Genomic DNA, 14515 nt, shown 5'->3' with positions numbered 1-14515 from the left:
CGCGCAGCGGGCCAGGTCCAGCCCTTCCACGGCGGCGAGCTGGGTGACCGCCTCGGCCTTCGCCGGCCCGTGCATCAGGTCGCCGACCAACCGACCGGTGTACGTCCCGTCCACGACCTCGGCCACCGTGCCGACCGCGCCGGTGAGGCCGAGCCGGGCCGCGATCACCCGGCCGATCTCCACCGGGGCGGCGCTGACCAGCCAGACCCGCTCGCCCGCGTCGAGGTGACGCTGGGCCAGCCGACGGGTGCCGGCCCAGATGCGCGGCGCCATCAGCTCGTCGAAGATCTCCTCGGTGAGGCGCTCCACGTCGTCGACCCGCCAGCCCTGCACGAAGGCGAGCGCTGCCTGTTTGGCCTGCGACATGGTGCCGGCGTGCTCGGTGGCGAGCAACCGGAACCGGGCCTGCTGCCAGGCGAAGCGGGCCAGGTCACCGGCGGTGAAGTAGTTCCGGGCGGCCAGCCCGCGGGCGAACCAGTAGATCGACGCGCCCTGCATCATGGTGTTGTCGACGTCGAAGAAGGCGGCGGCGGTCGGGTCCGGCGCGATCGTGGTCGCGGGCGCACCGGGGGCTTCCGACCAACCGGCGGTGTGCCCGTGGGCGTCGGTGCTGACCGTCATCCTGCGGGGTTCGGTCACGGCGACCTCCCTCCCTCGACGACCGCGTGCCTCCGCCGAGCCTATCCGCCGACGGTGTGGCGGTCGGGTGTCCGCCGGGAGAAGTGTGGCCGCGCGCTCAGCGCTCGCCGGGGCAGGTGGTCGGTGCGGGCCCCAACGTGTCGCTGGCCGTGGGTGCGGGCTGTCCGCAGGCCATCGCCTCGCGCAGCGCGCCGGCACGCCGACCGGCCGCGTCCAGCAGGGCGAGTGAACGCCGGGTGCGCTCCCGCTCGGCGTGGTCGGGCCGGTCCAGCAGACCGATGACCATCCGGCGCTGGCCGGCGAGGAACGTGTCCACCGCGTCCAGCGCGGTCGGGTCGGAGCGCTGCGCGGCCACCGTGGTCAGCAGGCGTACGCCCTGCCGGGTGTCCGCGTCCATGTCGTCCAGGACGGCGCTGAAGCCGAGCCGGTCGTTGCGGACCGAGGCGGCCTCGTCGAGCCGGGTCCGGGCGAAGTCGAGGAAGAGTTGCCCGCGGCTGATGTCGGAGCTGGCCAGGGCGAGCTGGGCGCGTTCGGTGGACCGCTTCATGCCGTACAGGGCGTCGCCGGGCAGCGCGTTCTCGCTGGCGGCGGAGATGCCGGAGAGGGCGATCGCGCCGGCGGCCACGCCGACCAGGATCGCGCCCCGGGCGCGGGCCCGCCGACCGGTGATGGCGGGCAGCAGGGCGGCGCGTACGCCGGTGTCGGTGGCGGCGGCGACGCCCTCGCGTTCCGCGGTGGCCACGAGCATCGCCCGCAGGCCGGTGCGGAAGTCCGGGTCCACGTCGACCGTGGGCCGCTCGACGGTGAGCCGGCGACCCACCTCGACCAGGGTGGCGAGTTCGCCGTCGGCCCGGGAGCGGACGTGGTGCCGGCGTCCGCCGTTGGCCTCGTCGAGGAGTTGCGCGAAGCGCTCGGCTCGCCGACGGGAGAAGAGGTCGCTGTCCACCGCGGCACCCCCTCTCGCTGGTCACGGCCGGGCGGCCGTCGTCGTCACCAGCGACCCGTGGCAGCGTGTGGCCGAGGGTCGACCGGAACGGCCGACCCGACCCGCCGGACCGGGTGGGCCCGGGGGACGCCGGGACAACCACTGGTCGCACCCGGAGAAACGGTTCGCGCCGCTCGCCGGTTACGGCCCGGGCGGCGCGGAAATCACCGGGCGTGACCGATGCGGCCGGGCGCGTCGGGCACACGCCGACCACCGGCAGCGGCGCCGGCGGAGCGGAGGCGGTCGGAAGCGGTTCAGCCGTGGAAGCCGTCGGGGAGCAGCCGGGCCAGGGCGCGCACCGCGCGGTACTGCAGAGCCTTGATGGCGCCCTCGTTCTTGCCCATGGCGCGGGCCGTCTCGGCGACCGAGAAGCCCTGGAGGAACCGGAGCACGATGCACTCCTGCTGCTCCGGGTTGAGCTGCTTGACGGCGGTGAGCAGGGCGACGTTGGTGATGTGCTCGACCACCGCCGCCTCCGGGCTGCCTTCCGGCCCGCGGTCCTCCCGGTCGGCGTCGAGGACGTCGCCGGTGGTCACCTCCAGGCGGTAGCGGCCGGACTTGAAGTGGTCGGCGACCAGGTTGCGGGCGATGGTGACCAGCCAGGCTCCCAGGTCGCGTCCCTGCCAGGTGAAGCTGCCGATCCGCTTGAGCGCCCGCAGGAACGTGTCGGAGGTGAGGTCCTCGGCGAGTTGGCGGTTGCCGACCCGGAAGTAGACGAACCGGAAGACGGTGTCGACGTACCGGTCGTAGATCAGCCCGAACGCCTCGGCCTCGCCGGCCTGCGCCCGTTCGACCAGCCCCCAGACCTCGGTGGCCGGGTCGGACGGGTCGGGGCGGCTGGGGAAGCCGGTGGCCGGCGTGGCGGCCGGGACGGCCGGCAGCACCGCCGTGTCGCCTGCGGTGACCGCGGGCAGCACGGCCGTCTCGGCGGCGGAGGGCTCGTTGCCCGTCGGCGCGTCACCGCGCCGGGCCTGGGCCGGCATGGTGGGGCGGCCCGGGGCGAGCCGGCCGGCGGTGGGCTTCGCGTTGCCGCCGGGCAGCGCCGGGCGGGGTGGAGCCTCGTTGGCGTGGTGGGCGCGGCTGCGTATCCATCTTGCCTCGCCGCGCGGTGCGGGCTCCGCACGCTCGTTGAGCGGGTTCCGCTGCGTCGGGCCGGTCGTACCGGCCGGCCAGTCGGCGTAACCGAACGTGGTCACCGTGCCTCCCCGGTCCAGGTGGGCAGCGACCTCGTGGAGCGCCGCGGCGCGGGCCCGGGTACGGCCGGGCCGGGCGTGGCCGGGTGGGGACGTGCCGGCGGGCGGCAGATCCCCTTGAGGTGCTGGTCCAATGCGCTGACAGGCACGGGGGCCTCCTCGGGCTGAGGGGTGTCGACTCACGGCAAATGGGGTGAGCCGACCCGAGTGATGATAGGGCCAACGTCACCCGCGCGTGGCAAGTCCGTTACACAGAGCGGAAGTATTTCCCGCGCCGTCGCACTGTCGCCGGACCGGTTGTCCGTCGCCGGTGGTTGACTTTCCGGCGATCCGGTGGTCCAGAGTGGAAGCCCAGGTCGGAGCGGATTTTCTTTCCGCTCGGCGTGTCGTGGGAAGGGTGCCGCCGAGCCGGTTCCCGCTGCCCGTCCGGCGGCCCATGGAGATCGTTTTCCCGCGCCTGGGAATCCCGTCTGGCGTTCATCGCAGTTGCCGGCGAGCGGCCGGTAAGGTGCGCAGGATCGAGCTGCGACCACACCAGCACGGAGGTACCGATGACCACCGCCCCGCGGCTCACCCTGATCACCCGGCCCGGCTGCCATCTCTGCGAGGACGCGAAGGCGGCGCTCGACCGGGTGGTGGCGGTCACCGGCGACCGGTGGGTGGAGAAGGACGTGACCGGCGACGTCGAGCTGGAACGCGACTACGGCGACCGGCTGCCGGTGGTGCTGCTCGACGGCAGGGAGCACGGCTACTGGCGGGTCGAGGAGGACCGGCTGCTGCGGGACCTCACCACCCCGCAGCTCTGATCTATGGTGCTTCGATGACGGGTACGCGGCGCCACCTGGTGTGGGACTGGAACGGGACGCTCCTCGACGACCTCGACCTGGTGGTGCGGGCCACCAACGTCGCGTTCGCCAGCGCCGGCGGTCCGGCGGTCACCGCCGCCGAACACCGGATGCGGTTCCGCCGGCCGATCGTCGACTACTACGCCGAGATGCTCGGCCGGGCGGTCGACGCCGAGGCGTTCGGCGCGCTCGACCGGATCTTCCACGACGCGTACCGGGCCGGGCTGACCAGCTGCGCGCTGGCCGCCGACGCCACCACCGCGATCGCCGCCTGGCCGGGCACCCAGTCCCTGCTGTCCATGTGGTTCCACGACGAGCTGGTGCCGACCGTGCACACGTACGGGCTGACCCCGCACTTCCGGCGCGTGGACGGGCTGCGCGCCACGGTCGGCGGCGGGCTCAAGGCCGGGTGGCTGGAGAAGCACCTGGCCGAGCTGGGGGTGGCCGGTAGCGAGGTGGTGCTGATCGGCGACTCGCTCGACGACGCCGACGCGGCGACCGCGGTCGGCGCCCGCTGCGTCCTCTACACCGGCGGCCTCTCCGACCCGGCCACCCTGCGCGCCAGCGCCCACCCGACCGCCGACACGCTCACCGAGGCGGTGACCCTGGCCCGAGCCCTCCCCTGAGCCCGGGGGTCAGGCGCGCAGCCAGGTCAGGACGGCCAGGACCCGGCGGTGGTGGGTGGTCGCATCCGGGGGCAGGTCGAGCTTGGTGAAGATGTTGCGGACGTGCTTCTCCACCGCGCCGTCGCTCACCACCAGCGCGCGGGCGACGGCGGTGTTCGAGCGCCCCTCGGCCATCAGCGCCAGCACCTCGCGCTCGCGCGGGGTCAGCGCCGCCAGCGGGTCGTCGCGTCGGCGCCGCACCAGGAGCTGGCTGATCACCTCCGGGTCGAGCACCGTGCCGCCGCCGGCCACCCGGGCCAGGGCATCCAGGAACTCGTCGATCGCCGCCACCCGGTCCTTGAGCAGGTAACCGATCCCGCCACCGGCGCCGCCCGCGGTGTCGAGCAGGTCGTCGGCGTACGAGACCTCGACGTACTGCGACAGCACCAGGATCGGCGTACCCGGCACCCGGCGGCGGGCCGTCACCGCCGCGCGCAGCCCCTCGTCGGTGTGCGACGGCGGCATCCGCACGTCCACCACCGAGACGTCCGGGCGGTGCGCGACCACCGCCTCGACCAGGGCGTCCCCGTCGCCGACGGCGGCCACCACCTGGTGCCCGAAGTCGGTCAGCAGCCGGATCAGCCCCTCCCGGAGCAGTACGGCGTCGTCCGCGATCACCACCCGCATGGGTCCGGTGTCTACCACGTCCGGGTCCCATCCGGGGGACATCACCGGGGCAGCTCCGCGTGGATCCGGGTCGGTCCGCCCGCCGGACTGGCCACCTCCAGCGTGCCGCCGGCCGCCCGCACCCGGTCGGCGATGCCGCTGAGGCCGTGTCCCTTGGCCAGGTGGGCGCCGCCGATCCCGTCGTCGCCGACGGTGATCTCCAGCCGGCCCACCTTCCGGGCCACCTCCACCCGGCAGGCGGTGGCCCGACTGTGCTTGGCGACGTTGGTCAGCGCCTCGGCCACCACGAAGTACGCGGTGCTCTCCAGGCCGGGTTCGAGCCGGCCCAGCTCGTCGTCGACCACCAGTTCGGTCGGCACCAGGGCCCGCGCGGCGAGCGCGGCGAGCGCGCTGGGCAGCCCCCGGTCGACCAGGATCGGCGGCGCGATGCCCCGGGAGAGGGCGCGCAGCTCGTCGAGCGTCTCCCGGGTCTGGGTGACCGCCTCGTCCAGGGTGCGCCGGGCCGCCTCGGGGTCGGCGGCGAGCTGGTGGCGGGCCCGGCCCAGGTCCATGGCGAGGCGGACCAGGCGCTGCTGCGGGCCGTCGTGGATGTCGCGCTCCAGCCGGCGCAGCGCGGTGGCCTCGGCCGAGGCGGCGGCCAGCTTCTGCTCCTCCAGCGTGGTGATCCGCTGGCGCATCTCGGCCACGCCGGTCAGCAGCGAGTACGCCAGGCCGGCCTGGATCCGGGCGCAGGCCCGCGCCACCAGCGGGAGGGTGAACAGGGCGAACAGCCCGATCGCGGTGTTCATGGCGATCCGCGCGCCGGTCCCGTCGCCCATTCCGAGGAGCTGGCTGAGGTCCTGGTCGTCCGGCCCGCGCGGGATGGCCCAGTCGTACGCGCCGTAGAGCGTCCCGGTCAGCGCCAGCGCCCACCAGACCAGCAGCACCACGAACGTGGGCAGCGTCACCAGCAGCCGGAGGAGGGCGTGCAGCAGGTCGAGCCAGGACTGCGGGTCGCGCATCGGGGTGAACACCCGCCGCCAGAACCGGGAACCGCGCGCGGGCGTCAGGTAGAGCGGGCGGACCCGGGGACGGCCGAGCACGCCGGGGAGCCGGAGCCGTTCCAGGTCGGCCAGCCCGCGGGCCGCGTAGAGGACGCCGGCGAGGACCGGCAGGCCGAGCGTGGTGACCAGCAGCCCGGCGGTCAGCGCGATCCCGGTCACCGCGAGCACGAAGCCGACGAGCGCCAGCGGAAGGCTGAAGAGCACGTAGCCGGAGTCGCCGGCGAGCCGGCGCAGGAGGCCCCGGACGGGCGAGGGGGCGGGCGCGGTGGTCCACGGTACGGCGGTCATGGTCCGAGGCTAGGGACGTACCCACCGGGCGGCCCATCCCGCTCGCCAGTGGATCGAAGGTGGGGTTCTCCCTACCGCAGACGTGAGAAGCGCCTCTCCGCTCCGGTCACGGAGCGCTACGGGGCACGCGCGATTGGTCAGAGAAGTCGGGATTGAGCAATAATCGCCAGGCGCCGTGGAGGAGCGCGATTGATCGATCTTGTGGGAATGGAGGGGCAGGTGGAGGCGCGTCGCCGGTCATCAAGATCGCGATTTGTGCACCTCTTCACAAGCGCCTACTCTGTAGTTCCGACGCGCCCTGCTAGCACAGCCAGCAACATCGGTCGCCAGCGGGAGTCCCGAAACGGCCGGCCTCCGTCGCTGGTCGAGGATCGCACCGCACGGAGTCTCATGAGTCAGCACCGTCCCACCGGCGCGCCCGGCCGCACCGGTGCCGTACCGGCGCTTCCGGACCTGCCCGAGGCGACCGTGTCCCGGCTCCCGGAATACCTGCGTGCGCTGCACGCGCTCGCCGACGCCGGCCACGAGACGGTGTCCAGCGAGGGCCTGGCGAACGCCGCCGGCGTCAACTCCGCCAAGCTCCGCAAGGACCTGTCCCACCTCGGCTCGTACGGCACCCGGGGCGTCGGCTACGACGTCGGGCTGCTGGTCGACCAGATCTCCTCCGTGCTCGGGCTCACCCAGTGCCGCGCCGTCGCGCTGGTCGGCGTGGGTAATCTCGGTCACGCCCTGGCCGGCTACGACGGCTTCGCCAGTCGCGGGTTCCGGATCGCCGCACTGCTCGACGCCGACTCGTCCCGGGTCGGCGAGGAGATCAACGGTCTGATCGTCCGGCACGTCGACGAACTGCCCCGGGTGGCCGTCGAGGAGTCGATCTCGATCGGCGTGATCGCCACCCCGGCGCCGGCCGCCCAGGCGGTCGCCGACCAGCTAGTCGCCGTGGGCGTGACGAGCATCCTCAACTTCGCGCCGTGCGTACTCTCGGTCCCGGAAGGGGTCGACGTGCGCAAGGTCGACCTCGCGATCGAGCTGCAGATCCTGTCCTTCCACGAGCACCGCAAGGCGTCGCTGACCGCGCTGCCGGGCGGGCTCGCGGCCCCCGACTCCCAGGAGGCGATCGGCACGTGAAACTGCTCGTCGTCGGCGCGTCCTACCGCACCGCCCCGGTCGCCACCCTGGAACGGCTGGCCGTCCCGCCCGCGGACCTCACCCGCACGCTGGACCGGTTGGTCGCGCAGCCGTACGTCGCCGAGGCGGTCCTCGTCTCCACCTGCAACCGGGTGGAGATCTACGCCGCAGTCTCCGGGTTCCACGGCGGGCTCGGCGACATCTGCGCGGTCCTGGCCGAACAGGCCAGTTGCCCGCCCGCGGCGCTCGCTCCGCACCTCTACGTGCACTACGACGCCGCCGCCGTGGACCACGTCTTCCGGGTCGCCGCCGGGCTCGACTCCATGGTGGTCGGCGAGGCGCAGATCCTCGGCCAGCTCCGCGACGCCTACCACTGGGCCGGCGGCGCCGACTCGGCCGGGCGGCTGCTGCACGAGCTGATGCAGCAGGCGCTGCGGGTCGGCAAGCGCGCGCACGCCGAGACCGACATCGACCGGGCCGGGCAGAGCGTGGTCACCGCCGCCCTCGACCTCGCCGCCGGCCTGCTCGACGGCGAGCTGACCGGCCGGCCGGCCATGGTGGTCGGCGCCGGGGCGATGGGTTCGCTGAGCGTGGCCACCCTGTCCCGGCTGGGCGCCGGCCCGCTCACCGTCACCAACCGGGGCGCCGCCCGCGCGGTCCGGCTCGCCGAGTCGTACGGCGCGACCGCCGTGCCGATGGCCGACCTGGTCGACGCGCTCTCCACGGTGGACATCGTGGTCGCCGCGACCGCCGCCACCGAGGCGGTGCTCACCCGGGACGTGGTGACCCGGGCGGTGGCCCGCCGGGACGCCGACCGCGGGCCGCTGGTCCTGCTCGACCTGGCCGTCCCGCGCGACGTCGAGCCGGGCGTCGCCGAACTGCCCGGCGTCGAGGTGATCGACATCGACCGGATGGCCGCCGTCCTCGCCGACGGTCCGGCCGCCGCCGACGCCGCCGAGGTGACCCGGATCGTGGCCGGCGAGGTCGAGGCGTTCCTGAGCTGGCTGCGCGGCGCCGACGTGGCGCCGACCGTGGCCGCCCTGCGCGGCCGGGCCGACGACGTGGTCGCCGCCGAGCTGCGCCGGCTCGGGCAGCGTCGCCCCGACCTCACCGACGACCAGCGTGCCGAGGTCTCCCGCACGGTGCACCGGGTCGTGCAACGCCTGCTGCACCAGCCGACCGTACGGGTCCGTCAGCTCGCCGCCGAGCCTGGCGGCGACCAGTACGCGGCCCTGCTGCGCGAGCTGTTCGACCTGGAAGTGCCGCAGACGTCCCCGGTCGACACCGTGCCCGACGTGGTCGCCACCGACATCGACGGCCGGTCGTCCTTCGACGCGGCCGGCGTCCCGCCCACCGGAGGTGCGCGATGACCGCCCCCCTGCGCCTCGGCACCCGGGGCAGCGTCCTGGCGCTCGCCCAGTCCGGCCACGTCGCCGAGGCGCTCACCGCGGCCACCGGTCGCCCGGTCGAGCTGGTCGAGGTGGTGACCGCCGGGGACCGCTCCACCGCACCGGTGCACCGGCTCGGCGTCGGCGTCTTCGTCTCCGCGCTGCGGGACGCGCTGACCGCCGGTGAGATCGACTTCGCCGTGCACTCGTACAAGGACCTGCCCACCGCGGCGGCGTCCGGCCTGCACATCGCGGCCGTGCCGCCCCGGCAGGACCCGCGCGACGCGCTCGTCGCCACCGGCGGTCGCACGCTCGCCGAGCTGCCGCCCGGCGCGCGGATCGGCACCGGCGCGCTGCGCCGGATCGCCCAGCTGCACGCGCTGGGCATGCAGTTCGAGGTCACCCCGATCCGGGGCAACATCGACACCCGGATCGGCCGGGTGCTCGGCCCGGACGCCGACCTCGACGCCGTCGTGCTGGCCCGGGCCGGGCTCACCCGGATCGGTCGCGCCGACGTGATCACCGAGACGCTCGACCCGATGCTCATGCTGCCCGCACCCGCCCAGGGCGCGCTGGCGGTCGAGTGCCGGGCCGACGACCACGACCTGATCGAGCTGCTCGCGCGGCTCGATCACGCGCCCTCCCGGGCCGCGGTCACCGCGGAACGGGCGCTGCTGGCCACCCTGGAGGCCGGGTGCAGCGCGCCCGTGGCCGCCTACGGCGAACTCGCGGAGGGTGAGACCGGTGAGGAGATCTACCTGCGCGGTGCGGTGATCAGCCCGGACGGTTCCCGTGACCTCCGACTGTCCCGCACCGGAACGCCCGCCGACGCGGCGGAGATCGGCAAGGCACTCGCCGCCGAACTCCTCGAACTCGGCGCCGACTCGATCCTCGGCCAAGAAGGACACGCCGGCCCGGGGACCCAGCAACTTGGGAGCACAGAATGACCCGCACCCGTAAGCCCGTAGGCCGGATCGCTTTCGTCGGGGCCGGCCCCGGCGACCCGGGCCTGCTGACCCGCCGGGCGCTCGACGCCCTGGTCGAGGCCGACCACGTGGTGTACGACCGGGGAGTCCCCGAGTCGCTGCTCACCCACGTCCGCGCCCAGGCCCGGTCCGACGCCGAGTTCAGCCCCGCCGAGGGCGTGCCGGGGGACGTGGCGAAGGTGCTGATCTCCGCGGCCCGCTCCGGACAGAACGCCGTGCACCTGGTCTCCGGCGACCCGTTCGGCCACGACTCGGTGGTCAAGGAGGTGCAGGCGGTGGCGCGCACCGCCGCGCACTTCGAGGTGGTGCCGGGCGTCGGCCAGGCCGAGGGCGTCGCCACCTACGCGGGTGTCCCGCTGCCGGGCGTACGCACCGCGGCCGACGTCGAGGACGTCACCGCGCTGGACTTCGACGCGCTCGCCGCGGCCGTGGGCCGGGGCTCGCTGGCGCTCGCGGTGGACGCCGGCGACCTGGCCGCCGTCCGGGACGGCCTGCTGGCCGCCGGCGTCGACGGCGCCACGGCGGTCGGGGTGACCGGCGACGGCACCGGCGAGACGCAGTACACCACCACGTCGACCGTTGACTCGTTCGTCGCGGCGGCGCTCGGCTTCACCGGCCGCGTCGTGCTCACCGTCGGCGCGGGCGTCACCGACCGCGACAGGCTGAGCTGGTGGGAGAACCGCCCGCTGTACGGCTGGAAGGTGCTGGTGCCCCGCACCAAGGAGCAGGCCGGCGCGATGAGCGCGCGGCTGCGCGCGTACGGGGCGATCCCGTGCGAGGTGCCGACCATCGCGGTCGAGCCGCCGCGTACCCCGGCCCAGATGGAGCGGGCGGTCAAGGGCCTGGTCGACGGCCGGTACGCCTGGGTGATCTTCACCTCGGTGAACGCGGTCCGGGCGGTCTGGGAGAAGTTCGGCGAGCACGGCCTCGACGCCCGGCACTTCGGCGGCGTCAAGATCGCCTGCATCGGCGAGGCGACCGCCGACGCGGTGCGCGCGTTCGGCATCCAGCCGGAGCTGGTCCCCGCCGGCGAGCAGTCCTCCGAGGGGCTGCTGGCCGAGTTCTCGCCGCACGACGAGATCCTCGACCCGGTCGGCCGGGTGCTGCTGCCGCGCGCCGACATCGCCACCGAGACGCTCGCCGCCGGCCTGACCGAGCGAGGCTGGGAGGTCGACGACGTCACCGCGTACCGGACCGTGCGGGCGGCGCCGCCGCCGGCCGAGATCCGCGACGCGATCAAGTCGGGCGGGTTCGACGCGGTGCTCTTCACCTCGTCCTCCACCGTCCGGAACCTCGTCGGCATCGCCGGGAAGCCACACGCCCGTACCGTTGTTGCCGTCATCGGGCCCAAGACGGCGGAGACCGCGACGGAGTTCGGCCTGCGGGTCGACGTGCAGCCGCCGCACGCCTCGGTGCCCGACCTGGTGGAGGCGCTCGCCGCCTACGCCGTCGAGCTGCGCGAGAAGCTCGCCGCCATGCCGGCGAAGCAGCGCCGCGGCTCGAAGGTGCAGGGCCCGACCGCCCTGAGGTTCCGCTGACAGGAGGCCCCCATGCCGTACCCGGAGATCCGGCCCCGCCGGCTGCGCCGCAACGCGGCCGTGCGGCGGCTGGCCGCCGAGACCCGCGTCGCCCCGGCCGAACTGGTCGTGCCGATGTTCGTCAAGGAGGGGCTGACCGAGCCGCGGGCCGTCGCGTCGCTCCCGGGGGTCCTCCAGCACTCCCGGGACTCGCTGCGCAAGGCGGCCGTCGAGGCGGTCCAGGCCGGGGTCGGCGGGATCATGCTGTTCGGGGTGCCGGCCACGCGGGACGAGACCGGCTCCGGCGGCCTCGACCCGGACGGCATCCTGAACGTGGCGATCCGGGACGTGATCGCCGAGGTCGGCGACGCCACCGTGGTGATGAGCGACCTCTGCCTGGACGAGTTCACCTCGCACGGGCACTGCGGCCTGCTCACCCCGGACGGCGGCGTGGACAACGACGCCACGCTGGCCGCGTACGCTGAGATGGCGGTCGCCCAGGCCGACGCCGGGGTCCACGTGGTCGGGCCGTCCGGGATGATGGACGGCCAGGTCGGCGTGGTCCGCAGGGCCCTGGACGCCGCCGGGCACCAGGACGTCTCGGTGCTCGCGTACGCGGTGAAGTACGCCTCCGCCTTCTACGGCCCGTTCCGTGACGCGGTGGAGTCGGCGCTGGAGGGGGACCGGCGCACCTACCAGCAGGACCCGGCGAACCTGCGGGAGTCGCTGCGCGAGGTCGAGCTGGACGTCGCCGAGGGCGCCGACATGGTGATGGTCAAGCCGGCCCTGCCCTACCTCGACGTGGTGTCGGCGGTCCGGGCCGCGGTGGACGTCCCGGTCGCCGCCTACCAGGTCTCCGGCGAGTACGCGATGGTCGAGGCCGCCGCCGCGAACGGCTGGATCGACCGGGAACGGACGATGCTGGAGACGCTCACCTCGATCCGCCGCGCGGGTGCCCAGATCATCCTGACCTACTGGGCGGTCGAGGCGGCCCAGATGCTCCGCGAGCGTTACTGACCGTACGGTCGCCGCCGGCGCGCGGCCCGGAGCGCCTCGCCCCACCAGACCAACTCGCCGAGCGTCGCGTCGGCGGCCCGCTCCAGCGGTTCGTCGGCGACCAGCCGGCCCTCCCGGTCGAGGCGCTCCCACGGCGCGGTGAGCACCACGCCGCTGCGGGTGGTGGTGGCGTGCAGTTCGGCGAAGACCAGCCGGAGCTGCTCGACCGCCCGGATCCCGCCCGAGCCGGCGCCGTAGGAGACGAACCCGACCGGCTTGGCCATCCACTCCCGGTGGTGCCAGTCGATGGCGTTCTTCAGCGCCGCCGGGAAGCTGTGGTTGTATTCCGGGGTGACCACGACGAAGGCGTCGGCGGCGTCGAGGCGGCCGGCGATCGGGCTGGCCGGGTTGCCGCCGGGCGGGGTGTCGGCGAGCGGAAGCGGCACCTCGGCGAGGTCGACCAGGTCGGTGCGGAGACCCTCGTGGCGACCGGCGTGGTCGACGAACCAGTCGGCGATCATCCGCCCCATCCGGGGGCGGCGAACGCTGCCGACGAGCACGGCGAGGGTGAGCGGCGGTTCTTGTGTCGTCATACGATGGACGCTATGACTTGAACGATTGTTGAAGTCAAGCCGCTGTTCAGGAGCGACCGTGGGCATGCTGACGGTGGGCGAGGTCGCCCGCGAGAGCGGGGTCAGTGGCTCCGCGATCCGTTTCTACGAGCGGCAGGGCCTGATTGAGGCCAGCCGGACCAGCGGCAACCAGCGGCGGTTCGGCCCGGAGGCGGCGTGTCGGGTGCGGGTCGCCCGGGTGGCGCAGCGGATCGGCCTGAGCGTCGGTGAGATCCGGGACCTGCTCGCCGCCCTGCCTCCGGAGCCGAGCCTGGCCGACTGGCAGCGACTGCATGACCGGCTCACCGCCGAGGCGGAACGGCGCATCGCCGTGTTGCACGCCGCCCTGGAAGACACCCACTCCGGGCGTCGGCTCTGTGACCTGTAGCTGACACCCGCCGGACCTCCGTAGGCGCTGCTCACCCTCGCCTGCGTGCACGCCCGGGTCACGGTGCTGCCGTCTACCCCGGCGGCCTGCCCCGCCGCGTCCGGCGGTGCCCGCTCGCGGCGGTGCGGTTCTCCGCTGTGCCAGGCGGTGCGGTTCTGCGCGGGGTTGGGCGGTGCTGTTCCCCGCCGTGCCGGGCCATGCCGTTCGTGGCGGTGTCCCGCCGCATCCGGCGGCGCCCGCTCGCGGCGTGCGGTGCCCCGCCCCTCGCCCAATAATCCTTGACTCTCGCACCGTGCCAGTAACAGAAAGTTACATCCTGTCCGCCGCCGGAATCACCTTCTCGCCACTTTGCTCTGCAGCCGCCCACGCACCAGTCACCATCGGTTACCGCTGATCCGATGGCTGCAAAGCAAAGTCGGGAAGGGGTGGGGTGGTCCGGTGCCCAGCGCTGCTCACTTTTGCCCCTATATGAGGGCTTTCGTGTGGCTGGTGGTGAGGCGTGGGTGGCTGGCGCACGTAGCACTNGGGGGGGGGCAATCGGGCGGCGGATGCCCGGTTTTCCACAGCCGGGCAGGACGGGGTTGCCGGAGCCCCGCGAGAGAGCGAGCGTGGCGGGGTGACAGACGACGCCGACACCGTGCCCGACGCCGCCACCCCGGCCGACGCCGCCACCCCGCCCGACGCTGCGGCGCTTCTCACCGAGCCATTCGATGTGCCCTTTCCGGCGGCCGGGATCGTCCGTGCGGTCCGTCGCCGTGCCGACGCCAGCCAACGTGAGCTGGCCCGGTACGCGCGGGTGCACCCGACCACCGTCGGGCGGATCGAGGCCGGGAGCCTGGCGCCCAGTCTCGCCATGCTGTCGCGGATCGTCGGCACGGCCGGCTTCCGGCTCGTCGTGGTCGACGAGGCCGGCACGGTGCTCAAGCCGATGCGGGACCGGGCCGACCTGCGCGACGGGGCGGAGCGGCGGTATCCGTCCCACCTCGACGTCGTCACGGATCCGGAGCCGGGGGAGTGGTGGGCCGACCGGTACGGGCTCGCCCGGCCACCGGAGACGTTCTACCGGGACCGGGCCGTCCGGGACGCGCTGCGGCGCCGCAGCCAGTGGGAGGTGCGGGTGGCCAAGTACCGCAATGTGCCGCCCCCGCCCGACCCGCAACGGTGCGGATACCGTGGCGGCCCGCCGATCCGCTGGAGAGCGAAGTGACGGGCCGCC

15 protein-coding genes are annotated in these 14515 nt (G+C 74.2%); 9 read left to right on the top strand and 6 right to left on the bottom strand.

Annotation, left to right across the window (positions count from 1 at the left end; genetic code table 11):
• The 3 genes from B1205_RS10195 to B1205_RS10185 all read right to left on the bottom strand — a co-directional run.
• Positions 1 to 621 (bottom strand): HAD family hydrolase (locus tag B1205_RS10195; RefSeq protein ID WP_254909833.1); only part of this gene is annotated, 621 nt, incomplete at its 3' end.
• Positions 622 to 736: 115 nt separating this feature from the next.
• A complete protein-coding gene (locus tag B1205_RS10190; RefSeq protein WP_089155352.1) occupies positions 737 to 1585 on the bottom strand; it encodes a DUF5667 domain-containing protein in 849 nt (282 codons plus the stop codon).
• A gap of 293 nt (positions 1586 to 1878) precedes the next feature.
• Positions 1879 to 2820 (bottom strand): ECF subfamily RNA polymerase sigma factor, BldN family, encoded by a 942-nt coding sequence (locus tag B1205_RS10185; protein WP_089155351.1) that lies wholly within the window; start codon positions 2818 to 2820, stop codon positions 1879 to 1881.
• A gap of 548 nt (positions 2821 to 3368) precedes the next feature.
• Here B1205_RS10185 and B1205_RS10180 point away from each other — a divergent pair.
• On the top strand, positions 3369 to 3623 hold the full coding sequence (locus B1205_RS10180; RefSeq protein WP_089155350.1) for a glutaredoxin family protein: 255 nt from the start codon (positions 3369 to 3371) through the stop codon (positions 3621 to 3623).
• A 14-nt stretch (positions 3624 to 3637) separates the two neighbouring features.
• Positions 3638 to 4288: an HAD family hydrolase gene (locus B1205_RS10175; protein WP_089155349.1), complete on the top strand. Its 651-nt coding sequence runs from the start codon at positions 3638 to 3640 to the stop codon at positions 4286 to 4288.
• Between the two features lie 9 nt (positions 4289 to 4297).
• Here the strand turns inward: B1205_RS10175 and B1205_RS10170 are convergent, their stop codons facing one another.
• Together B1205_RS10170 and B1205_RS10165 are read right to left on the bottom strand one after the other, a co-directional pair.
• Positions 4298 to 4954, bottom strand: a complete 657-nt coding sequence (locus B1205_RS10170) for a response regulator (protein WP_089155348.1) — start codon at positions 4952 to 4954, stop codon at positions 4298 to 4300.
• Between the two features lie 41 nt (positions 4955 to 4995).
• Positions 4996 to 6285, bottom strand: coding sequence for a sensor histidine kinase (locus B1205_RS10165; RefSeq protein WP_089155347.1), 1290 nt, complete (start codon positions 6283 to 6285; stop codon positions 4996 to 4998).
• A 390-nt stretch (positions 6286 to 6675) separates the two neighbouring features.
• Here B1205_RS10165 and B1205_RS10160 point away from each other — a divergent pair, with 390 nt between their 5' ends.
• The 5 genes from B1205_RS10160 to hemB are packed head-to-tail and all read left to right on the top strand — an operon-like array spanning position 6676 to position 12321.
• Entirely contained in the window at positions 6676 to 7413 is a 738-nt protein-coding gene (locus tag B1205_RS10160; protein WP_089155346.1) for a redox-sensing transcriptional repressor Rex, read from the top strand.
• Complete coding sequence (locus tag B1205_RS10155; protein ID WP_089155345.1) at positions 7410 to 8783, top strand: glutamyl-tRNA reductase; 1374 nt, start codon at positions 7410 to 7412, stop codon at positions 8781 to 8783. Before B1205_RS10160 ends, B1205_RS10155 begins: the two co-directional genes overlap by 4 nt.
• Positions 8780 to 9748: a hydroxymethylbilane synthase gene (hemC, locus tag B1205_RS10150; protein WP_089155344.1), complete on the top strand. Its 969-nt coding sequence runs from the start codon at positions 8780 to 8782 to the stop codon at positions 9746 to 9748. Before B1205_RS10155 ends, hemC begins: the two co-directional genes overlap by 4 nt.
• Entirely contained in the window at positions 9745 to 11325 is a 1581-nt protein-coding gene (locus B1205_RS10145) for a uroporphyrinogen-III synthase (RefSeq protein ID WP_089155343.1), read from the top strand. Before hemC ends, B1205_RS10145 begins: the two co-directional genes overlap by 4 nt.
• Positions 11326 to 11337: 12 nt before the next feature.
• The gene (gene hemB / locus B1205_RS10140) at positions 11338 to 12321 is read left to right on the top strand and encodes a porphobilinogen synthase (protein ID WP_089155342.1); all 984 of its coding nucleotides are present in this window, start codon (positions 11338 to 11340) and stop codon (positions 12319 to 12321) included.
• On the opposite strand, the gene B1205_RS10135 is transcribed toward hemB, so the two are convergent.
• Complete coding sequence (locus tag B1205_RS10135) at positions 12315 to 12893, bottom strand: NADPH-dependent FMN reductase (RefSeq protein WP_089155341.1); 579 nt, start codon at positions 12891 to 12893, stop codon at positions 12315 to 12317. The two genes, hemB and B1205_RS10135, sit on opposite strands and share 7 nt — an antisense overlap.
• A gap of 64 nt (positions 12894 to 12957) precedes the next feature.
• Between B1205_RS10135 and B1205_RS10130 the strand changes: the two genes are divergently transcribed.
• Positions 12958 to 13299, top strand: a complete 342-nt coding sequence (locus B1205_RS10130) for a MerR family transcriptional regulator (protein ID WP_254909832.1) — start codon at positions 12958 to 12960, stop codon at positions 13297 to 13299.
• Positions 13300 to 13915: 616 nt separating this feature from the next.
• Positions 13916 to 14506: a helix-turn-helix domain-containing protein gene (locus tag B1205_RS10125; protein ID WP_089155339.1), complete on the top strand. Its 591-nt coding sequence runs from the start codon at positions 13916 to 13918 to the stop codon at positions 14504 to 14506.
• Positions 14507 to 14515: the final 9 nt, after the last annotated feature.

It is taken from the genome of Micromonospora sp. NBS 11-29 (assembly GCF_002140155.1).
In the GTDB taxonomy this organism is placed as follows: Bacteria; Actinomycetota; Actinomycetes; order Mycobacteriales; family Micromonosporaceae; genus Micromonospora.
Note: the sequence above shows the minus strand (reverse complement) of the source record. Positions and strands in the feature narration are given on the sequence as shown.

Bases quoted from the DNA above. Each gene is read 5' to 3' on its own strand.
- B1205_RS10180 (WP_089155350.1), top strand. From the start codon at position 3,369: ATGACCACCGCCCCGCGGCTCACCCTGATCACCCGGCCCGGCTGCCAT.
- B1205_RS10175 (WP_089155349.1), top strand. From the start codon at position 3,638: ATGACGGGTACGCGGCGCCACCTGGTGTGGGACTGGAACGGGACGCTC.
- B1205_RS10170 (WP_089155348.1), bottom strand. From the start codon at position 4,954: ATGCGGGTGGTGATCGCGGACGACGCCGTACTGCTCCGGGAGGGGCTG.
- B1205_RS10165 (WP_089155347.1), bottom strand. From the start codon at position 6,285: ATGACCGCCGTACCGTGGACCACCGCGCCCGCCCCCTCGCCCGTCCGG.
- B1205_RS10160 (WP_089155346.1), top strand. From the start codon at position 6,676: ATGAGTCAGCACCGTCCCACCGGCGCGCCCGGCCGCACCGGTGCCGTA.
- hemC (WP_089155344.1), top strand. From the start codon at position 8,780: ATGACCGCCCCCCTGCGCCTCGGCACCCGGGGCAGCGTCCTGGCGCTC.
- B1205_RS10145 (WP_089155343.1), top strand. From the start codon at position 9,745: ATGACCCGCACCCGTAAGCCCGTAGGCCGGATCGCTTTCGTCGGGGCC.
- hemB (WP_089155342.1), top strand. From the start codon at position 11,338: ATGCCGTACCCGGAGATCCGGCCCCGCCGGCTGCGCCGCAACGCGGCC.
- B1205_RS10135 (WP_089155341.1), bottom strand. From the start codon at position 12,893: ATGACGACACAAGAACCGCCGCTCACCCTCGCCGTGCTCGTCGGCAGC.
- B1205_RS10130 (WP_254909832.1), top strand. From the start codon at position 12,958: ATGCTGACGGTGGGCGAGGTCGCCCGCGAGAGCGGGGTCAGTGGCTCC.